The following is a 20,259-nucleotide window of genomic DNA, read 5'->3' as shown; positions in this document are numbered from 1 at the left end:
GAAAAAGACATATGATAGAGACGATTTCGCATGGTGTAAGGAAATCGATGGGTATCTGTTTATAAGAAAGTATGGGATATGATGATATCGCCTAGTACGTTCATGCTCTTTGTGACATACGCTGATAAGGAATAACAGAACAAGGAGTGAAAGCACGATGCATCAACATTCTATGCAGGACTCTTGCGGCTGTGGACCTATGTCCCCGATGTCGTCTCCAGCCGGAAACCGTAGGCCGATCGTCTGTCCTGTCCAAAATTGTGTAGTAGATAACTACTTTTGTGAAAATCAAGACTACATTCACCCTACTCACATTCTCGTACGAAACAATCACACACTGAACAACAACCACTATTTCCCATACATGGTTTCTGAGCAAAACAACTTCCGAACTCAAGACTTCGCTTTTCCTCAAGGGTCTTCACCAGACTATAATTGGATGGAATATATGAACCCTCAAGACATGGGTCAAGGTCAAATGCCAATGAACGAAGACGATATGGATGATATGGAAGGCATGATGGGTCAAGGGGGCCAAATGCCGATGATGGGTCAAGGTCAAATGCCTATGATGGGCCAAGAGGGCCAAATGCCGATGTCGGGTAACGGTCAAATGCCAATGATGGGCCAAGGGGGCCAAATGCCGATGTCGGGTAACGGTCAAATGCCTATGATGGGCCAAGGGGGCCAAATGCCGATGATGGGTAACGGTCAGATGCCAATGATGGGCCAGGGCCAAATGCCAATGATGGGTACAGGACCTAATAGCTAAAGATAGATAAGCCACGTTACTGTGGCTTATTTTCATTTTTTAAGGAATCATAATAGAATGAATGTAGAGTAAGGAGGGAGAACAATGAAAACCCTTGTTGTTACTGGTTATAAACCGATGGAGATGGGTATTTTTAAGCAAAATGACCCCAAAGTCGAATTCGTAAAAGAAACCATAAAAAAAAGATTACTTAGCTACATAGATGAAGGTTTGCAATGGGTGCTCATTTCAGGGCAGATGGGAGTCGAGTTATGGACGGGTGAAGTCGTACTTGATCTCAAAGAAGAGTATGAAGTGAAATTAGGGGTTCTTCCGCCTTTTGAAAATCAGGAAGAGCGCTGGCCTGAAGATTTGAAGCTTGTTTATGAGGAAATAACAATGATGGCCGATTTCTATCAACCCATTTATAATAAAGGGTATGAAGGACCTTATCAATTCAGAGCGAGAGATCAATTTCTAATCGACCATTCAGAAGGGTGTCTCGTTTTATTCGATGAAGATACAGAAGGAAGTCCTCAATATTTCTTAAAAGGAGCAAAGAAGGCTCAAGAACAAGGGAAATATGAAATTGTTTATATCACTCCATTAGACCTTGATGAGACAGTCGAAGAGCTGCGGATGGCCGATCCGGATTTCTGGAGTCAGTAAAAATTCTTCTTTGGTTGGAAATTGACATTTTGGTGACCTTTTGAAAAAATGGATATAATGTGTGAAACAGAGGTGAAAAAAATGAACTTAGAAGAGTATCATTTAAGCGGTAAGGATATACTTGAGAAAGACTTTAAAACGTCTATGAGAGGGTATAACCAAGAAGAAGTGGATGAGTATTTGGATTTGATCATTCAGGATTATGACCGTTTTCAACAAGAAATTGAACGTTTGCAGCAGGAAAATGATCGGTTGAAAAAAATGTCAACACGGGAATCATCACAGAGACAAAGACAACCATCAACAAACAATCATCAAGTGAATTATGACATCTTGAAGCGTGTTTCAAACTTAGAGAAGGCTGTTTTTGGCAACAAATACGCCGATTAGTTTTTCATTTTTTACCAATGACAAGCGAGTTTGTGTCTGTTATAATGGTTTAGCACGTCGAAAGAGACGTAAAGACAATTAATAATGCTCATTTGAATACTCAGGTAATCGCTGTATAGGTTTCTATACAGAGGAAAGTCCATGCTCGCACAAGCTGCGATGCTTGTAGTGTTCGTGCTTGACGAAACCATAAGTCAAGGGAGTTCATTAGAACTTACGGCAGGGAAAGTTCCTAAGTCTTTGATATGGAATGACTACCTTGAAAGTGCCACAGTGACGGAGCCGGAGTAGAAATACTTCGGGTGGAACGAGGTAAACCCCACGAGCGAGCAACCCAAATATAGGTAGGGGCACTCTTTAATGGGAAATGAACCAGAGAAGAGGCCGTTTGACGGCAGATAGATGATTGCCACCGGAGTACGAGGTTGACCACCGCTTGCAGTACAATGGCACAGAACATGGCTTACAGAGTATTCAAAGGTCGCTAATGATACAGATGACACCCTTCTGGAAAGCCTTATGCTTTTTAGAAGGGTTTTTTCTTTTTCAATACGTTTTGTAGTGAAGAAAATCGTTTTAGTTTGCTCATGATACATATGAAGGAGGTTCATCATGTCGAAAAAAGTTACATTAATTGCAACGGCAGCTATGGGACTGGAAGCCATAGTGGGAAAAGAAGTGAAAGCTTTAGGGTATGAAAACATTCAGGTTGAAAATGGAAGAGTTGTATTTGAAGCGGACGTTTCAGCGATACCAAGAGCCAATCTTTGGCTGCGAACGGCTGATCGAGTCAAATTGCTGGTAGGGAAATTCAAAGCTACATCTTTTGATGAACTTTTCGAAAACACGAAAGCATTGCCTTGGGAAACCTTTATCGAGGAAGACGGGGAATTCCCTGTCATCGGTAAGTCGGTAAAATCTAAGCTTTACAGTGTTCCGGATTGTCAGTCGATTGTTAAAAAAGCGATCGTTGAACGTTTGAAAGTGAAGCATGGCATTGATTCATGGTTGAAAGAAACAGGAGCCTTTTACAGAGTGGAAGTAGCCATTCATAAGGACGAAGCGTTACTGACGATAGATACTTCTGGTAGCGGACTGCATAAACGAGGGTATCGTGTAGGTCAAGGGGAAGCCCCATTAAAAGAAACATTAGCCGCAGCACTCGTACAAATGACGAACTGGACACCTGATCAACCGTTTGTTGATCCTTTTTGTGGTTCCGGAACGATTGCGATCGAAGCGGCCTTAATCGGCCAGAATATTGCACCTGGTTTTAATAGGGAATTCGCTTCTGAGAATTGGGGTTTCATTCCACAAAAGGCTTGGGATGATGCGTTTCAAGAAGCGGAAGATGCTGCGAATTATGATCAGCCGCTTCAAATTTTCGGATCTGACATTGATCCTGAATTGATTGATATCGCGAAGAAGAACGCGATGGAAGCAGGACTGGGAGAACTGATCACTTGGAAACAAATGCAGATGAGCGATTTCAAACCAAAGCAGGAAAATGGGTACCTTGTGTCTAATCCTCCTTATGGAGAGCGTATGGGTGAACGGGAAGAAGTGGAAGAGATGTATCGTAACCTCGGGACGATTATGCGTGACCATCAATCCTGGAGTGTGTACATTCTTACTTCTCATGAAGGCTTTGAGAAACTTTACGGAAAGCCTTCCACTAAAAAACGGAAGCTCTTCAATGGCTTTATCAAAACGGATTATTATCAGTATTTCGGTAGAAAACCAAAATCAAAGCCATCCAATGGTAAAGGGTTCGGTTTTTGATCCGTTTGATCAAGCGATTCACTTAGATGAAGGGGAGAGATAGTTTTGAGTAAAACTACAGAACAGAAGTTTATGGACTTGCTGAAAGAACAATCATCTTACGGGGAAGCGATCGGTCTGATGGCATGGGATATGCGGACAAAAGCTCCTCGTAAAGGAATGGATGGCCGTTCTGAAGTGATCGGTGTTTTGTCTCAGAAAGTCCATGAAATCCAGACATCAGAAGAAATGCGCCGTTATCTGGATGAACTGAAGGATAAGGCCAAGGATCCTATGCTGAAACGAGCGGTGGAAGAAGCGGAGGAAACCTACAATAAAACAGCTAAAATACCTACGGACGAATATAGAGCTTATGTGACGCTGCAAACGAAAGCGGAATCCATGTGGGGAGAAGCGAAGAGCAACAATGATTTTGAAAGTTTCCGCCCCTACCTGGAAGAATTGGTGGAATACAACCGAAAATTTGCCGATTACTGGGGTTATGAAAAGCATCGTTATGACGCTCTTTTAAATAATTATGAGCCTGGGGTTACTGTGGAGGTCCTTGATGAAGTATTCCCTAAAGTGAGGAAAGCTCTAACAGACCTTTTAAAACAAATCAAAGAAGCCCCGAATCAACCTGATCCTTCGGTCCTGCAAGGTCATTTTCCGAAAGATCGTCAGGCTGAGTTCAGTGAAGTCATCTTAGAACGCATGGGTTATGATTTTGATGCCGGCCGTTTAGATGAAACCGTCCACCCTTTTGCCATCGGACTGAACACCAATGACGTACGAGTAACAACGAAGTATGATGAGAAAGATTTCCGCACAGCTGTCTTTGGAACGATTCATGAGGGAGGACATGCCCTCTATGAACAGAACATCGATCCAAAGCTTGCTTTCACCCCCTTAGCTGACGGAACGAGTATGGGAATACATGAATCTCAATCTTTATTCTGGGAGAATTTCATTGCCAGAAGTGAAGGTTTTTGGAGAAATCATTTTGAGTTGTTCAAAACTTATGCTCCAGAGCATTTCCAACACGTCCCTCTCGAGGAATTTTATCCAGCTGTCAATGAAGTGAAACGTTCATTGATTCGAATTGAAGCGGACGAATTGACGTATTGTTTGCATATTATGGTTCGTTACGAATTGGAAAAGGCATTGATCGCTGGTGAAATTGAAGTGAAGGACCTTCCTGAACTGTGGAATCAAAAGATGGAAGAATACCTTGGTGTCACTCCTGAAAACGATGCTGAAGGGGTCCTTCAGGATATTCATTGGTCAGGTGGGGATTTCGGCTACTTTCCTTCCTATGCATTGGGGTATATGTATGCAGCCCAGCTGAATGCCAAGATGAGAGATGAGATTGATGTAGATCGTTTCATTGAAGAAGGAGACTTCCAAAAAATTAAGGAATGGCTGACGGAGAATGTCCATCAGTATGGAAAAATGAAAAAACCTTTGCAGATTTTAAATGATATTACAGGAGAAGGTCTGAACCCTGATGATCTCATCGATTATTTAACCGCTAAATATAAAAAAATCTATCAATTTTAAACAAAAAAAGCCCGGCTTTATTCAGCCGGGCTTTCATGTTTTTTAGGACATTTCCTCCATTAAGTTTGGAGTTGCTGGGAAACCCGCTTCTTTAAGGATTTCATTGTATTGATCGTTGAATTCTGTGAATTTTTCTTCAGCTGTCGTAAAGTCAGCATTTTCCATGTTTTCATTCAACGCTTTTTCTACCCCTTCATAATAAGCTTGAAGAGAAGGCAGAGTTTCTTCAAATTTTGTCATGACATCATCAGGTAACTCGGCTTCAATGGTATAACCATCCACCATACTAGCCGCTTCGCTTGCAGCTTTTTTAGCTTCTTCAGCTGCAGATTGAATCGTTTCTGCATCCGGTTCTTCCGCTGAAACAGCAGATTTGTAAGCAGAAATTTTCTGCTGATATGGTTTGAACGTGTTCGTCAAAGCCATTTGAGCACTGAGCAATTCTTTCTTCACCTTTTGTTCATCGTTCTCTTGGTTTTCTGTTGTGTCTTCTGTTTGGTTTTCTGTGTCTGCGTCTGAGCCTTCTTCAGGATCACCGTTACACCCTGCTAGAACAAGTGCAGCGGAAAGACCTAAAGCTACTAACCATTTTTTCATACAGACAACCCCCTTTTCTCTATTTACGACTTTCATTCTATGTCAGGCAGTGTCTTATGTAAAGAAATTGCAAAAATGTTATACTATACTGAAAATTCAATGATATGGATGGGGGACAGAGCAATGTATTTACCAGACTTTACGTTAGAAAAGAAACTGGCCGTAATTACAGGAGGAACGAAAGGAATTGGAAAAGCCATCACCCTTGCTTTTGCAGAATCTGGTGCTGATGTGATTGTCATCGCTAGAAACATGACAGAGCTGGAACATACAAAGAAAGAAGTGGAGGATCTGGGGCAGCACGCTTCGATCATTTGTAAGGATATTAACGATTATAAGGATATCATCGAAGACGTTGAGCGGATTCGTGAGGGGAGAAAGCTAGATATATGGGTCAATAATGCGGGGATGAACATTAGGAGTGAAGCAGAAAGTGTAACAGAGGAAGAATGGGATCAAATCATTTCGACGAATATGCGTAGTGCATTTTTCCTTTCCCAATATGCTGGCCAAGTGATGAAATCTTCCAAGGAGGGAAAGATCATCAATATCTCTTCCGTGGGAGGTCATACAGCACTGCGTACAGGAGTTGTTTACGCCATGACTAAAAGTGCGCTGATTCAAATGACAAAAAACCTAGCCCTTGAGTGGGGGAAATATAATATTAATGTCAATGCAATCGGCCCGTGGTACTTTCCAACAGCTCTCACGGAACAACTACTTCAGGATGAGACGTATGTCCAGGAAATCCTTGAACGCACACCACTGAAAAGGATCGGTAAATTAGAAGAATTAAGTGGAGCTGCTGTTTTCTTAGCTTCAGATGCGGGGAATTACATGACCGGTCAGACGTTATTCGTTGACGGAGGCATGACCATTTATGGATTTTAAACCAACCTCAAGGTGACAATCCTTAGTTTAAGCGCCATCATAGGATGGCGCTATTCTATGTAATCAACAGTTTTTCTTCAATCATTAAGATAAGTGAAAGGCGATGGTTCTGTTCGATGCTCAATGGAATATGAAATCCTTTCATGGAATCTTGCACCTTATTTTTGCCGGCAATAACTGTCGGAGACGTGATATCGATGGTTAAATCGTGATCGGAAACATGGGTGGCAAGATTACCTGCTATCATATTTCCAAGCTCTCCTGTAAAAGAGGAAAGCAGTTCACCTTCTAAAGGAATTCCGTACATTTTCTCACAAACGAAGCTGAAACTTGCTTCATCCCCCATAATCAATAGATTCCCTGTAAGGTCACCAGTCATCCCGATCAATACTCCCAGGTCACCACTGTAGTAGGTATGATTGAAAAGAGCGGGCTGATCAGTCGTCAATTCGAAAGGCATAATCTTGTGAACGGTATGAATACTTCCATTGAGAACGGCGGTAATGGAATGATTTAAAGACATTCAGATTCCTCCAAAATAGATCCATTTGACTTAGGTCTATCATACCATAAAACTCCTCGTGGAACGTCATAATTTCTTCCTTTTTGGTACATAGTAAAGAAAAGGAGGATGAATATGCCATACATACTATCTTCAGGAATTCAATGTGCCGACTATTCCTGCAATCAATCCGATGTTCAAGAGCTTGTTTATGAATTGTTCCCTCTGAAAGACCACGAGAAAAAAAGGCTGATGCCTATTTTTGAGCATGCCAACATCCAAACACGACAATTCGCTGCCCCACTGGAGTGGTTCAAAGAGGATCATGGATTAGCAGAAAGAAATGATTTATACCATACCAAGGCATTAGCCTATAGTACACATGCCATCAAATCCTGTTTAAGTAATCTACCAGGGGATGGTGAGATATCACCGGAAGACATTGATCACCTTATCTTTGTTTCGTCCACAGGCATCTGTACCCCAACCCTTGATGCTTACCTTATGAATGAGCTTGGATTCCGGGAGGACACGAAACGCACACCTTTGTTTGGACTTGGGTGTGCAGGTGGCACGAGCGGGGTTGCTAAAGCTTATGAATGGCTTTTAGGCCATCCCGATAAAAATGTGCTGGTCATCTGTGCAGAGCTTTGCAGTTTAACCTTTCAAGTAGAAGATGCAAGTGTAAGTAATTTCGTGGGAACAGCTTTATTTGGTGATGGAGCTTCTGCTGTATTGGTTGTCGGTGATCAATCTCCATTAATGAGTAAGAAGCAGCGTCCGATTCCCAAAATAATGAATGCAAGTGCCAAAACAAAACGCCACAGTACAGATGTCATGGGATGGAGGGTGGTTGATACAGGCTTTGAAGTCATTTTCAATAAAAGCATTCCAAGGTTAGTGAAAGATTTCTGGAGTGGGCATGCCGAAGAAGTGATACGTGCCAACGGATGGGACATCAAAGAACTACCTTTCCTTGTTGCTCACCCTGGTGGTAGAAAAGTATTGGAAGCTTATCAAGAAGTTTTTGATCTGGAAGATGGGGTTCTGGACATTCCAAAAAAAGTGTTGTCAGCTCATGGGAATATGTCATCCCCAACGGTCCATTTCGTATTGCATGAAGTTTTAAAAACTGAGCATGAAAATGGAACGAGATCGATCATGACTTCTCTCGGACCTGGCTTTAGCTCAGAAATCGTCAGTTTGGAGTGGGAATAAGATGGAACTATTTTTATGGATGATTTTGGCTTTTTTAATCTTTCAGCGGCTGGGCGAACTAGCTTTAGCGAATCGAAATCGAAAGTGGATGGTAGAAAGAGGCGCAAAAGAGTGGGGGCAAGGTCACTATTTCCTATTCATTCTTTTGCACAGCTTATTTTTTGTATGTATTATTGCAGAATTCGTTTGGACTCCATATGTTCAACAACCATTTTTCTATGTGGCGCTCGCAGGATTTTTCGTGTTACAAATTCTTAGAATGGCCTGCATACGAACGTTAGGAAAACGCTGGAATACTAGAATCCTTGTATTGCCGGATGAAGAACCTATTCGCAAGGGGATCTACCGATTTGTGAAACATCCAAATTATGTGATCGTCTTTCTTGAACTGATGGTCATCCCTGTACTGTTTCATGCCTACTTAACGGCACTGATTTTCCCTTTTCTCCACTTGCTTGTTCTAACAGTAAGAATTCCAGCGGAGGAAAAGGCGTTGCAAGAACGGATATGAATGTGCAGAAAACGTTGCTGATTTTTTGATTGTCTGATAAAATTCTAATTAGAAATGAAATTCATTTTCAATTAGAAGGGTGAGAACAACATGGTGTTATTCGTATTGTTTACGGTCGCCGTTTACAGTAGCTTGATGATTTTCCTCTTAGCCAGGTTAGGAAGTGCTCCTGCTCAAACAGTCATGAGTGTTTTCAAAATGAAAAACCAACGTTCTCATTTTAACCACAAAAAGAAATATGAACGGACCCTATCAGCCAGGTGAATCCACCTGGCATTTTTTGTGATTTTGAAAAGAAACGTAAAATATCTTGAAAATCTCAGATGGGTTTGCCAGTGGCCGCTATTTTTTTGTTATGATAAAGAAAAATGTCGAACATACATACCTAAGTCGAATAAGGTTAGGAGAGCATTATGGATAGAGACACATTAGCTTATTTCTTAGAAGATCTTTGGAGTAAGGGCTTCAAATTAAGTGATGAAGATGTACAATTCATATATTTTGGAAATAACTCCTCGAACGGTCCGGAGTGGAAAACCATTGTAGCTGTTAACATGACGTTGAAAATTCAACAGTCTTTTGATCCGAGTTTTTTCATTAGTATACTAGAACATATCTCACATCCGTCCATTACTAGCAAAAGAAAGGCCTATGAATCCATTGAAGAACAACTTTCCCTTGCAAGGACAACATCTAAATAAACAAAACCCAGATCATTATTGATCTGGGTTTTGTTGCTTTTGCAGACATGCTCTTGCAAGCCGGTCTGCATTTTTGTTTTGTTTATCAGGAATCCATTTATAAAAAACATAGGAAAAATTGTCTTCAAGGCTCATGATCTTTTCAAACATGGGAAGGAACTTCTCATTTTTCGTGTACCGCCTGTCCATGGTATCTACGGCAATTTTTGAATCAGACCTGATCGAAATGATTTCACCTGAATAGTTTTCCTTACAAATCTGCAAAGCATGGACGATGGCCAGGAACTCTGCTTCATGGTTTGTCCATGTTCCTAAATAAACTTGATATTCTTCAGTCTTTTGGTTTCGTTTAATAACCACCCCAGCAGCACTTGGTCCTGGGTCTCCACTGCAAGCAGCGTCTGTATAGACTTCTAACATGACTCATGACCTCCTCATTCAGGATGCGACATTTTTTTGGCCATATAAAAGAATGGAGTATCCAAAGCTGCCACAATGAATTTAATGATATATGTGGTGATGAAGATCTCCAGCCAAATCTCGAAAGGATACAAGCCGAAGAAAGCGATGAAACAAAAAATGCTTGTGTCTAACAATTGGCTGATCATCGTACTTCCGTTGTTTCTGATCCAAAGCTTGCCATCAGAAGGGAACAGCTTTTTCAATTTGGCGTATAACCACACATCAAAGTATTGGCTGACTATATAGGCAAGCATGCTTCCAAGTGCAATTCTCGGAACAAGACCGAATAACGATTGCAAGGCTGGTTGAGCGATGTCGTTTTCTCCAGGATTAAAAAGAATGGCAAACTGCATGATGATGGTCATAATGATTAACGTGGAAAACCCCATCCACACAGCTTTTCTGGCATCTTTTTTTCCATATTTTTCGTTGAGAATGTCTGTAGCTAGAAAGGCGGTTCCATATACAATATTCCCAAGAGTCGCATTCAAGCCAAACATCTCTACGGTTTTAACTACCTGGATATTAGCAAGGACGGTAGACATGCCGATCCAAACAAACAAGCCCGGTTTTCCGAACATCCGGTAAATGGCTAGTAATAATCCAAAATTGATAAGTGCAAATAAGATCCAAAGGATTTCGTTACTCATCGTATTTTCCTCCTTAGTTTTGGTATCGCGGGAGTTCCCGAACCGCGGGTAAATAGAACCAACAGCGATCCATTATACGATGGTACGAGTCATTTGACAAGAACGATTTCCCTTATTCAATATTATGGCAGGATTCTTGAAGACTCGATTTCGAGACTTTTGTTGAGTGGGTAGGGGCTCCGGGGAATGACTCGCTTTCCGCGGGAGCGCGGTGAGCCTCCTCGGACTGCGTCCTGTGGGGTCTCACCCTGCACTTTTTTCCCGCAGGAGTCTCGCCATTCCCCTCCGCCCCTTTGCCATATTAGTGTCTCGAAACCACTTTCTGAATTAGGCGCTTATAGTACGTATTGGAAGCTATAAAACATATCTCCATCGTATGGATATTGCTCATAACCTCTTGTTATAAAGCGCTTTCTTACTTTGGTTAGTGATGGTGGAAGGTAGCTCCTTCTTGGTATAGGGGTTCGTTTCATACATGATTGAATGGGGTGGTTGGGAAGCTGCGAGACTCCCGTGGGAGAAAGGAGGTCGGCGAGATCCCGCAGGGCGGTAGCCCGAGGAAGCTCGCCACTCCCCCACAGGAAAGCGAGTTGCTTCCCAACCACCCCTGACGCTCAACCAGGCAACGAACCCCGGGAACATCTCGAAACTGAGTCTTCCACAAAAGGGAGCTAATCTTGAATATCGATTGGGAGAGTTTTGAGGCTTGTTAGTCGTTAGAGGAAAAGAAAAAGCAATCTCCGGGGAGATTGCTTTTTGATGATACATTTATTCTTTCTCAACGTTCGCAGCTTGTGGGCCACGGTCGCCTTCTACGATTTCGAAAGTAACAGCTTGACCTTCTTCTAGAGATTTGAATCCTTCTTCTTGGATTGCAGAGAAGTGTACGAATACGTCGTTTCCACCTTCAACTTGAATGAAGCCGTAACCTTTTTCTGCATTAAACCATTTTACTGTACCATTTTGCATGACTTGTTCCTCCTAAATCTTGCACGTAAAACGTGGAAATTACAAATATCAGACCGAAAAAAACCTCATAGAAGGACGGAACAATAAATTCCGAAGCACTTCTATGAGGAGTTACCTGTCATTTATCTTTCCGATCCTGTTATTTGCTTACCTCAAATATATCGTATGAAAAAAGGAGCGTCAACAACCTGACTCTAAGAAATTTCAACAACTTGTAATCGCTTCCCGGGGTGGAATACTATAACTCGTAACTAGAGTCAGGTACAATGATGAAAGATACATACGGAAAGGAAAGGTCTTTTATGAAATCCGATATAGAAATTGCATTGGAAGCAAAAATGAAACCGATCCATCAGATAGCGGAACAGTTGGAATTATCCGAGGAGGACTGGGAACCTTACGGGCATTATAAGGCGAAATTGTCGGATCACCTGTTAAAAAAACTCTCTAATCGAAAAAGAGGGAAGATCATTTTGACGACATCGATCAACCCGACACCTGCAGGAGAGGGGAAATCCACTGTCACAGTTGGGTTGGGACAAGCATTGAACAAGTTGAATCAACGGGCCGTGATTGCACTAAGAGAGCCTTCCCTCGGTCCCACGATGGGCATTAAAGGTGGAGCAGCGGGAGGTGGATACTCTCAAGTCGTTCCGATGCAAGATATCAATCTGCATTTTACAGGGGATATCCATGCTATAACGTCAGCAAACAACGCGCTTTCCGCTTTTATTGACAATCATATTCATCAAGGGAATGAGCTCAACATTGATCCGCGGAGAATATCATGGAAACGCGTGATGGATTTAAATGATAGAGCTTTAAGGGAAGTGATTGTCGGTCTTGGTGGCCCTGTCAAAGGTGTGCCAAGAGAAGATGGGTTTAACATTACGGTTGCATCTGAAATCATGGCCATTCTTTGCTTGGCGAAAGACCTGGTTGATATGAAGAAGAGACTAGCTGAAATTGTCATTGGTTACACGTATGACAAAAAGCCTGTTCAAGTTAAACAATTAGGAGTGGAAGGGGCTTTGACACTTCTGTTGAAAGATGCAATCAAACCAAACCTCGTCCAGACCATTGAAAATACACCGGCGGTCATTCATGGGGGTCCTTTTGCAAATATTGCTCATGGGTGTAACAGTGTAATGGCCACAAACTTAGCTGCAAAACTTGGAGATTATGTAGTAACAGAAGCGGGTTTCGGAGCTGACCTTGGAGCTGAGAAGTTTTTGGATATTAAAACGAGAGCAGGTGACCTTGAACCTGATGCCGTCGTCATTGTTGCAACAATTAGAGCTTTGAAAATGCATGGCGGAGTGGAGAAAGGTTTACTGGATAATGAAGATGTAGACGCACTAAGAAAAGGGATAGGAAATCTGAAGAAGCATATGGAAACCATCCAGCATTTTGGACTTCCTTTTGTAGTAGCGATCAACCAATTCCCTTCAGATACAGATCAGGAAATTGAGTTTCTTACTCGTTGGTGTGAAGATCAAGGGGTAGAAGTTTCTCTTACAAACGTATTTGCCGAGGGTGGTCAAGGTGGATTGGACCTGGCTGAAAAAGTCATGAGGATTAGTGAAAAGAAAACCGCTCCAATGAAACCTATGTACCAGTTGGAAGACTCGATAGAAGAAAAGATTAACAAAATTGTGACGAACGTGTATGGAGCGGAAGGTGTTGATTTTTCATCAAAAGCTGAAAAACAAATCCTTCAACTGAAAGAACTTGGTTTTGGAGATCTGCCTATTTGTATGGCTAAAACCCAATATTCCCTTTCTGATGATCCAAAAAAGCTTGGTCGTCCGGAAAACTTCAGAGTAAACGTCAGAGAAATCTATCCTTCTGTTGGAGCTGGTTTCCTTGTCGCGCTAACAGGGGATGTCATGACCATGCCTGGTTTGCCGAAACAGCCAGCTGCTTTACGGATGGATGTAGATGACAAGGGTGTCATCCATGGTTTATTCTGATACAAGTATCCATTTTGTTCTGCTTAAGTGGAGCAAGTTTGGAATTGGAAAAGGAAAGAGTATTAAATGAAGGAAAGGGGGTCTTAAGGTGACCATACGCATTGGTTTGACAGGGTGGGGCGATCATCCGTCACTGTATTCGGATCGGACGAGAGCTGAAGAGAAATTATCCGCATACGCTTCACACTTTCCTGTCGTTGAAGTGGATACAGCCTTTTATGCCATCCAACCCGTTTCCCGTTATGAAAAATGGTTGAGAGAAACGCCGGATTCCTTTCGCTTTGTTATAAAAGCCTTCCAACAGTTGACAGGTCATGACAGAGAATCCAGGACGGTGCAGGAAGCGAAGGATTTGATGATGCGATACGAAGAATCCATTCAGCCTGTATGGGAAAAAGGACAAGTGAACGCTCTTTTATTTCAATTTCCACCATGGTTTGATGTGCGAAAAGAACACATAAGAAAACTTCGTTATATCCGAGAGTGGATGGAAGATTATCCGCTTGCCCTAGAGTTTAGAAACCGTACATGGTTCGAGCCTTCCTATTATGAACAAACCCTGTCTTTCATGAAAGATCAGCAATGGATTCATAGCATTTGCGATGAGCCTCAAGCAGGAGAAGGCTCTGTCCCACGTGTTCTTGTACCTACCCATCCTGAAAAGACTTTGGTCCGTTTTCATGGCCGGAACATTCATGGATGGAACAAAAATGGTCGAAAAGACTGGCGCAGCGTCCGCTTTTTGTATAGATACAATGAGGAAGAATTAGAGGAGTGGAAAAAGCAGGTGTTAAAACTTGAGCAAACGACACCCGAGGTCACTCTTCTGTTTAACAACAATTCAGGCGGGGATGCAGCAGATAATGCTAAACAAATGCAGGAGATTCTTGATATCAAGTATGAGGACCTTAATCCACGTCAAATGGACCTTTTCAATTTCTAGGAGGAAATCATGGACAAAAGAGCTGCACTGGAAAGAATCACGCATTTCGTTATTGAGTTATTCAGAGATGATCCAAGCGGTCACGATGACGCTCACATGAAACGGGTGGCATCATGGGCAATAAAGATCGCGATACAAGAAGGAGAAGATCCATTTTTATGTGAGGTGGCAGCCCTCCTTCATGATGTGGGAGATCATAAGTTATTCTCCGATCCCGATCAGGCGATCTTACAAAGGGATCAATTGCTTTTAGGCGTCGGGTTTTCACAAAATGAAGTCGATATGATTGCGGACGCTATTGGTACGGTATCCTTTTCAAAAGGTGCTGACCCGAATTCGAAAATCGGAGAAATTGTCCAGGATGCTGACAGGTTAGATGCCTTAGGAGCGACTGGCATTGCACGTGTCTTTACATTCGGAGGGACGATAAATCAGCCGATCTACAGGGAACATGGGGCGGATGCCATTGATCACTTTTACGAAAAACTCTTGAAACTTAGAGGATTCATGCATACCGAAAGTGGAAAACAAGAAGCGGAAAGGCGTCATCAATTTATGCTTCAATACTTAGAAGAGTTTTACCGTGAACAAGAATGCAGAGAGGAGATCAGTCATGTCACAGAATGAGCAAGCTTATTTAACGATGTGTGAACACGTAATGGAACAAGGAAATGCAAAAGGGGACCGAACAGGAACAGGCACCCTTTCAGTTTTTGGATATCAGATGCGGTTTGATCTTCAAGAAGGTTTTCCGCTCATGACGACGAAACGTGTTCCCTTCAAGCTGATTGCTAGTGAACTGTTGTGGTTCATAAAAGGAGATACGAACATCCGTTATCTATTGGAACACAAGAATAACATTTGGAATGAGTGGGCCTTTCAAAAGTGGGTGGAGAGTGAAAACTATCATGGTCCTGATATGACTGACTTTGGACGACGCAGCCAGGAGGATGAAGAGTTCAAAAATCAATACCAAGATCAGATGGACCTATTCAAAGAAAAGATTCTTCACAACGATGCTTTCGCCAAAAAGTTTGGGGATCTCGGCGCGGTTTACGGAAAGCAATGGAGGGAATGGAAAACAAGCAGAGGAGAAACCATCGATCAGCTTAAAAATGTGGTTGAAAGCATTAAGAATAACCCAGATTCCAGAAGACATATCGTAACCGCATGGAATCCGGAGGATGTGCCTTCCAATATGGCCCTGCCCCCTTGTCATGCCCTTTTTCAGTTTTATGTCGCAGATGGAAAATTATCATGTCAGTTGTATCAAAGGAGTGGGGACATTTTCTTAGGTGTGCCCTTCAATATAGCCAGTTACGCCCTGCTTACCCACCTGATCGCTCATGAATGTGGATTGGAAGTCGGTGAATTCATTCACACGCTTGGAGACGCTCATATATACAGCAATCATAGAAAGCAGATCCTTGAACAATTATCAAGAGAACCCAGGGTCTTACCTTCTCTGTCCTTGAACAAGGAGAAAGAAAGTATATTTGATTTTGAACTGGAAGATATCACGATTGAAGGGTATGATCCCCACCCAAGCATTAAAGCTCCAGTCGCTGTTTAACAAGAGGGAACTTTTTTCATAGGAGCTATCAAATGTAATCGTTCCATATAAAGATCAGCGTTTAAAAACACATTTCATAAAAAGAGGTGTTCATGATGATTTCATTCATATTTGCAATGGATAAAAACAGATTGATCGGAAAAGATAATGACTTACCTTGGCATATTCCGAACGACTTTAAATTCTTCAAGGACACTACTTGGGGGAAAACGATCATTATGGGAAGGAAGACGTTCGAGTCTTTCCCGCAACCCCTTCCTGAGAGAGAGCACATCGTGATTACTAGAAATGAAAATTATGACCGGGAAGGATGTACAGTCATCCATTCTATTGATGAAATTCTCCAATTGGAAAAAAATAATCCGGAAAAGGAATGGTTCGTGATCGGTGGGGGTGTGCTTTTTGAAAAAATGCTCCCTTATGCGGATCGGATGTATTTGACATACATTAATGCAAGTTTTGAAGGGGATGCTTATTTTCCTGAGTATGACGAATCACAGTGGGCGCTTGTTTCTGAGACGAAAGGTTTGAAAGATGAAAAAAACCCTTATGATTATTATTTCCGTACCTACGACCGGAAGAAGTCCTGATGCAGCAAGAGGATTTGTGCGGAGTCGTTCTCAATGGGGGCGGATCGACGAGGATGGGGACGGCTAAATCGGCTTTGACTTTCGGTTCGATGACCTCATTGGAGTTAATAGCTTCGACTCTTTCAAAGGTGACCGATACTATTATCGTAAATCAGAAGGGGAAAAACGGGCGATACCCGGTTGTTTCGGACATTTATGAAGAGGCGGGTCCTTTAGCTGGTTTGCATGCGGTCATGAAGGAAAGACCGGCCACCTGGTATGTCATGGCTGCATGTGATACGCCCTTTGTCAGTGAACAGGTGTATCGTCTTTTGTTTCAAGAGGCGGAAGAATCAGTGGATGCAGTGATTCCTTTTTATGATGGTCGGTTTCAGCCCATCTCAGGAGTATATCATTGCAGAATCCTAAACAAACTGGAGTGTTACCTCTCGCAAGGTGGAAGAAAAGTGAGCGGCCTTTTTGATGATCTAAAGATCAAAAAATTGGCCACCTATCCTGGCATCGAAGAGGAGAAGCTTTCTCTGCACTTTTTTAATATGAACACACCGGACGATTACGCCCGGGCCAGAGACTTGTTTAAAAAATGGAAGAGGTAGAGACAATAGAATACAGAGCATGATATGATAGAAAAGATAATGAAGCTAAGAAAATTCAGATGAAGCTGTTTCTTTTCTTTGTCTACTCTTGTAAAATAGATGTAAAGTACGTATTGAAGGCGGTGAATGGACATGCTGTCAAGTATCGGAATACCAGGTCTGATTTTGATTTTGACGATTGCGTTAGTCATTTTCGGCCCGAAAAAATTGCCTGAAATCGGGAAGGCTGCTGGAGAAACGTTGAAAGAATTTAAGAACTCTGCCCGTGATCTAACAAGTGACTCTAGTGAAGAAAAGACGAATAAATAACATTAGCAAAACAGTATTCTTAAGACATAACTAATGGAGTGATTGACCATGTTATCAAGCATTGGTGTCCCAGGTCTCATTCTGATCTTAATCATCGCACTGGTCGTTTTTGGCCCTTCCAAACTTCCTGAAATCGGGAAGGCGTTCGGAAGTTCCCTTAAAGAATTTAAAAAAGCAACAGGCGACATTATGTCTGATGATGAAAGCAGTAAGACAGAGAAGAAAACCAAAGAATAAAATGAATAAAGAAGGTGTAAGGGGCTTTCCCTTACATCTTCTTTTTGTCAGGCTTTGATCAGCCTGGAGGTGAGCGTAGTGTCAGAACAAAAAATAACTCAGGATATCGAAATGAATGTCACGGATCACTTGAGTGAATTGCGAAAACGCGTCTTGTGGACGTTGGCATTTTTTATTACTTTCTTCATCATAGGTTTTATCTATGTTGAAAAAATTCAGACCTTCTTTATTAAAGATTTACCATTTGAATTGAATATGACAAGCCCAGGTGAAATCATTTGGATCATATTCACAATTGCAAGCTTAGTAGCCATCGTAGGGACATTACCTATTTTATCGCTGCAAATATGGCTATTTGTCAAACCCGCGTTAACACCGAAGGAGCGGAGGGTTTCCCTATCTTATGTGCCCGCGATCTTTCTTTTGTTCCTTGCAGGGCTCACGTTTGGCTACATCGTGTTTGTCCAGCTGATCCTGCCTTTTCTTTTGTCGTTGAACAATGGAATGTTTAATGAAATTTATACCGTAGAACGGTATTTCCGATTTCTTTTCAGAGTAACGATCCCGTTTGCTGTTCTATTTGAAATACCGATCATCATCATGTTCTTGACGAGCCTTGGGATTGTTAATCCCGTCTTTCTTGTGAAAGTAAGAAAGTATGCGTATTTCATCTTGATCATAATCGGGACCATTATTTCGCCGCCGGACTTTATCCTGCAGTTGGTGGTTGCGGTTCCTCTGATCCTGTTATATGAAGTAAGCATCATCCTATCGAGAATCGTCTATCGAAAGAAACTCAAAAATCATAGGGAATTCATGGAATCTGAAGATTAAATATCATTTTCATGAAAGGCAGGCATTTGAAGTGGCCCAGAGATCCATATCTCTGGGCCTTTTCATTGAATTTTTCTAATCCATTCTGAATAAGTCTTGGTTGCGGTTTTACCATGATATCTTTTGCTGAACGGGCTGGAACATGATAAAAATAATGTAGGAATACTCGAGGAGGAAGAACTCATGAGATCTTTTTACCACTATATGATGAGATACAGAGGAAACAAAAAAAATAACGAGGAAAAACAACTCGCAGAATGGATGTTCGATGACCACAGCTTTCCGAAGCAGGCGAAATCATATGACGAAATTAGTTCTTATTTAGAATGGAATGCGCCCTTTCCTGCTGCATTATCCGTGTTTGATCAATTATATGAACAATACAAAATAGAAGAAGAATAAAAGAGAGGTGAATCCATGAAAATTTTACACACGGCTGACTGGCATTTGGGGAAGATTGTGAACTACGTACATATGACGGAAGACCAAAGGTATATTCTCCAGCAATTCGTTAAAATTGTTGAAAAAGAGAAGCCGGACGTCATCATCATTGCTGGAGATCTTTACGATCGCTCCATCCCTCCAAAACAGGCGGTGGAATTATTGAATGAAACGTTGACGACGCTCATTAATGATTTTCAAGTTCCTGTTCTTGCGATCTCAGGGAACCATGACAGTCCCGACCGGTTGAACTTCGGCAGTCAAATGTTCAGGAAACAAGGGCTTTTCTTAGATACGAAATTGCAAAAGGATAGAGAACCAGTGACGTTGTACGATCAAGACGGACCTGTTCATTTTCATCTCATTCCTTATGTAGAGCCTGCTGAAGTGGCGTATGTGTTTGAAGATGAAGCAATTAAAACCCATCAACAGGCAGCAGAAGTTCTGACCAAAGATATTGAGCAGCGTTTTGACATGAGTGATCGTCATATCTGGATCGGACACTCTTTTTTAGCTGGAGGAATGGAATCGGAATCGGAAGAGCGCCTGTCTATGATTGGTGGAAGTCCTTATGTAGATGCTCGTTTATATAAACCTTTTTCTTATGTCGCCCTTGGTCACCTCCATCAACCTCAAAGAGTCACGGAAGATTATATCAGATACAGCGGATCGATTTTGAAATATTCATTTTCTGAGGTGAATCATGCGAAATCTGTGACGATGATTGATATGGACCAGGATGGATGTTGTGAACTGGAAAAAATTCCTCTCACGCCGATCAGAGACTTCCAAGTCATTGAAGGGTATTTTGAAGACTTGCTTGCTGGAGAATCAACTGAAAATTCAGAAAACTACTTGCATGTCCGCCTCTTAGATGATGGCCAGCTAGTGGATCCGATGGGTAAATTGCGAAAGGTGTATCCGAATATTCTACACCTGGAGAGACGAAGGTCAAAAACGAACCTGCAATTGGAAGAACTTCAGGAAGTCAAAAAGCGTCAAAAGCTTTCACATGCAGATCTTTTCGCTTCTTTTTATGAAGACATTAAAGGGGAAACGATCCCCACGAAACGAAAAGAATTGATCGAACAAGCCATAGATAAACTGAGAAAAGAAGAGAGGGGGAAATAA

At 41.9% G+C, this 20,259-nt stretch carries 26 protein-coding genes and 1 other RNA gene; 22 read left to right on the top strand and 5 right to left on the bottom strand.

Annotated features, from left to right (window positions below; translation table 11 throughout):
- Positions 1 to 157 precede the first annotated feature (157 nt).
- From ACXACN_RS05500 to ACXACN_RS05475, 6 genes are all read left to right on the top strand, one after another.
- Positions 158 to 772 carry a CotD family spore coat protein gene (locus tag ACXACN_RS05500; protein ID WP_474962908.1) on the top strand — a complete coding sequence of 205 codons (615 nt, stop codon included), beginning with the start codon at positions 158 to 160 and terminating at the stop codon, positions 770 to 772.
- 84 nt (positions 773 to 856) lie between these two features.
- Positions 857 to 1,420: an SLOG family protein gene (locus ACXACN_RS05495; RefSeq protein WP_474962907.1), complete on the top strand. Its 564-nt coding sequence runs from the start codon at positions 857 to 859 to the stop codon at positions 1,418 to 1,420.
- Between the two features lie 81 nt (positions 1,421 to 1,501).
- Positions 1,502 to 1,810, top strand: coding sequence for a cell division regulator GpsB (gene gpsB, locus ACXACN_RS05490; RefSeq protein WP_474962905.1), 309 nt, complete (start codon positions 1,502 to 1,504; stop codon positions 1,808 to 1,810).
- A gap of 96 nt (positions 1,811 to 1,906) precedes the next feature.
- An RNA gene (gene rnpB / locus ACXACN_RS05485) (RNase P RNA component class B) lies at positions 1,907 to 2,281 on the top strand.
- A 141-nt stretch (positions 2,282 to 2,422) separates the two neighbouring features.
- Positions 2,423 to 3,592 (top strand): THUMP domain-containing class I SAM-dependent RNA methyltransferase, encoded by a 1,170-nt coding sequence (locus tag ACXACN_RS05480; protein ID WP_474962904.1) that lies wholly within the window; start codon positions 2,423 to 2,425, stop codon positions 3,590 to 3,592.
- 72 nt (positions 3,593 to 3,664) lie between these two features.
- Positions 3,665 to 5,131 (top strand): carboxypeptidase M32, encoded by a 1,467-nt coding sequence (locus ACXACN_RS05475; protein ID WP_474966804.1) that lies wholly within the window; start codon positions 3,665 to 3,667, stop codon positions 5,129 to 5,131.
- A gap of 42 nt (positions 5,132 to 5,173) precedes the next feature.
- Here the strand turns inward: ACXACN_RS05475 and ACXACN_RS05470 are convergent, their stop codons facing one another.
- Positions 5,174 to 5,728: a hypothetical protein gene (locus tag ACXACN_RS05470; RefSeq protein ID WP_474962902.1), complete on the bottom strand. Its 555-nt coding sequence runs from the start codon at positions 5,726 to 5,728 to the stop codon at positions 5,174 to 5,176.
- A 123-nt stretch (positions 5,729 to 5,851) separates the two neighbouring features.
- On the opposite strand from ACXACN_RS05470, the gene ACXACN_RS05465 reads away from it, so the two are divergent.
- Entirely contained in the window at positions 5,852 to 6,619 is a 768-nt protein-coding gene (locus tag ACXACN_RS05465; protein WP_474962901.1) for an SDR family NAD(P)-dependent oxidoreductase, read from the top strand.
- Between the two features lie 55 nt (positions 6,620 to 6,674).
- Here ACXACN_RS05465 and ACXACN_RS05460 read toward each other — a convergent pair whose 3' ends face one another.
- Positions 6,675 to 7,142: a chemotaxis protein CheX gene (locus ACXACN_RS05460; RefSeq protein ID WP_474962899.1), complete on the bottom strand. Its 468-nt coding sequence runs from the start codon at positions 7,140 to 7,142 to the stop codon at positions 6,675 to 6,677.
- Between the two features lie 114 nt (positions 7,143 to 7,256).
- On the opposite strand from ACXACN_RS05460, the gene ACXACN_RS05455 reads away from it, so the two are divergent.
- From ACXACN_RS05455 to ACXACN_RS05440, 4 genes are all read left to right on the top strand, one after another.
- The gene (locus ACXACN_RS05455; protein WP_474962898.1) at positions 7,257 to 8,339 is read left to right on the top strand and encodes a type III polyketide synthase; all 1,083 of its coding nucleotides are present in this window, start codon (positions 7,257 to 7,259) and stop codon (positions 8,337 to 8,339) included.
- A 1-nt stretch (position 8,340) separates the two neighbouring features.
- Positions 8,341 to 8,850: an isoprenylcysteine carboxyl methyltransferase family protein gene (locus ACXACN_RS05450; protein ID WP_474962897.1), complete on the top strand. Its 510-nt coding sequence runs from the start codon at positions 8,341 to 8,343 to the stop codon at positions 8,848 to 8,850.
- Between the two features lie 90 nt (positions 8,851 to 8,940).
- A complete protein-coding gene (locus ACXACN_RS05445) occupies positions 8,941 to 9,114 on the top strand; it encodes a hypothetical protein (RefSeq protein WP_474962895.1) in 174 nt (57 codons plus the stop codon).
- Positions 9,115 to 9,263: 149 nt separating this feature from the next.
- Positions 9,264 to 9,551 carry a DUF6123 family protein gene (locus ACXACN_RS05440; RefSeq protein ID WP_474962893.1) on the top strand — a complete coding sequence of 96 codons (288 nt, stop codon included), beginning with the start codon at positions 9,264 to 9,266 and terminating at the stop codon, positions 9,549 to 9,551.
- Positions 9,552 to 9,566: 15 nt separating this feature from the next.
- On the opposite strand, the gene ACXACN_RS05435 is transcribed toward ACXACN_RS05440, so the two are convergent.
- From ACXACN_RS05435 to ACXACN_RS05425, 3 genes are all read right to left on the bottom strand, one after another.
- Positions 9,567 to 9,971: a ribonuclease HI family protein gene (locus tag ACXACN_RS05435; RefSeq protein WP_474962892.1), complete on the bottom strand. Its 405-nt coding sequence runs from the start codon at positions 9,969 to 9,971 to the stop codon at positions 9,567 to 9,569.
- A 14-nt stretch (positions 9,972 to 9,985) separates the two neighbouring features.
- Entirely contained in the window at positions 9,986 to 10,663 is a 678-nt protein-coding gene (locus ACXACN_RS05430) for a queuosine precursor transporter (protein ID WP_474962891.1), read from the bottom strand.
- 768 nt (positions 10,664 to 11,431) lie between these two features.
- Positions 11,432 to 11,632, bottom strand: coding sequence for a cold-shock protein (locus tag ACXACN_RS05425; protein WP_474962889.1), 201 nt, complete (start codon positions 11,630 to 11,632; stop codon positions 11,432 to 11,434).
- Positions 11,633 to 11,934: 302 nt separating this feature from the next.
- Here ACXACN_RS05425 and ACXACN_RS05420 point away from each other — a divergent pair, with 302 nt between their 5' ends.
- The 11 genes from ACXACN_RS05420 to ACXACN_RS05370 all read left to right on the top strand — a co-directional run bounded on the left by ACXACN_RS05420 (position 11,935) and on the right by ACXACN_RS05370 (position 20,259).
- The gene (locus tag ACXACN_RS05420) at positions 11,935 to 13,605 is read left to right on the top strand and encodes a formate--tetrahydrofolate ligase (protein WP_474962887.1); all 1,671 of its coding nucleotides are present in this window, start codon (positions 11,935 to 11,937) and stop codon (positions 13,603 to 13,605) included.
- A gap of 88 nt (positions 13,606 to 13,693) precedes the next feature.
- The gene (locus ACXACN_RS05415; RefSeq protein ID WP_474962886.1) at positions 13,694 to 14,548 is read left to right on the top strand and encodes a DUF72 domain-containing protein; all 855 of its coding nucleotides are present in this window, start codon (positions 13,694 to 13,696) and stop codon (positions 14,546 to 14,548) included.
- 9 nt (positions 14,549 to 14,557) lie between these two features.
- A complete protein-coding gene (locus ACXACN_RS05410; RefSeq protein ID WP_474962885.1) occupies positions 14,558 to 15,175 on the top strand; it encodes an HD domain-containing protein in 618 nt (205 codons plus the stop codon).
- The gene (locus ACXACN_RS05405) at positions 15,162 to 16,121 is read left to right on the top strand and encodes a thymidylate synthase (RefSeq protein ID WP_474962883.1); all 960 of its coding nucleotides are present in this window, start codon (positions 15,162 to 15,164) and stop codon (positions 16,119 to 16,121) included. The genes ACXACN_RS05410 and ACXACN_RS05405 overlap by 14 nt, the downstream gene beginning before the upstream one ends.
- A 95-nt stretch (positions 16,122 to 16,216) precedes the next feature.
- Positions 16,217 to 16,711: a dihydrofolate reductase gene (locus ACXACN_RS05400; protein WP_474962881.1), complete on the top strand. Its 495-nt coding sequence runs from the start codon at positions 16,217 to 16,219 to the stop codon at positions 16,709 to 16,711.
- Complete coding sequence (gene mobA / locus ACXACN_RS05395) at positions 16,711 to 17,307, top strand: molybdenum cofactor guanylyltransferase (RefSeq protein WP_474962880.1); 597 nt, start codon at positions 16,711 to 16,713, stop codon at positions 17,305 to 17,307. Before ACXACN_RS05400 ends, mobA begins: the two co-directional genes overlap by 1 nt.
- Before the next feature lie 132 nt (positions 17,308 to 17,439).
- The gene (locus ACXACN_RS05390; protein ID WP_089652603.1) at positions 17,440 to 17,616 is read left to right on the top strand and encodes a twin-arginine translocase TatA/TatE family subunit; all 177 of its coding nucleotides are present in this window, start codon (positions 17,440 to 17,442) and stop codon (positions 17,614 to 17,616) included.
- Between the two features lie 48 nt (positions 17,617 to 17,664).
- Complete coding sequence (gene tatA, locus ACXACN_RS05385) at positions 17,665 to 17,853, top strand: twin-arginine translocase TatA/TatE family subunit (RefSeq protein ID WP_089652525.1); 189 nt, start codon at positions 17,665 to 17,667, stop codon at positions 17,851 to 17,853.
- A 111-nt stretch (positions 17,854 to 17,964) separates the two neighbouring features.
- Positions 17,965 to 18,687, top strand: a complete 723-nt coding sequence (gene tatC / locus ACXACN_RS05380) for a twin-arginine translocase subunit TatC (RefSeq protein WP_474966803.1) — start codon at positions 17,965 to 17,967, stop codon at positions 18,685 to 18,687.
- A 183-nt stretch (positions 18,688 to 18,870) separates the two neighbouring features.
- Positions 18,871 to 19,089 (top strand): YozE family protein, encoded by a 219-nt coding sequence (locus ACXACN_RS05375; protein WP_474962878.1) that lies wholly within the window; start codon positions 18,871 to 18,873, stop codon positions 19,087 to 19,089.
- Positions 19,090 to 19,104: 15 nt separating this feature from the next.
- Complete coding sequence (locus ACXACN_RS05370) at positions 19,105 to 20,259, top strand: exonuclease SbcCD subunit D (protein ID WP_474962877.1); 1,155 nt, start codon at positions 19,105 to 19,107, stop codon at positions 20,257 to 20,259.

The sequence above is a fragment of the Halobacillus sp. AWM4_238 genome, from assembly GCF_056158265.1.
The sequence above is the reverse complement of the archived record's forward strand: the minus strand, read 5'-3'. Positions and strand labels throughout refer to the sequence as shown.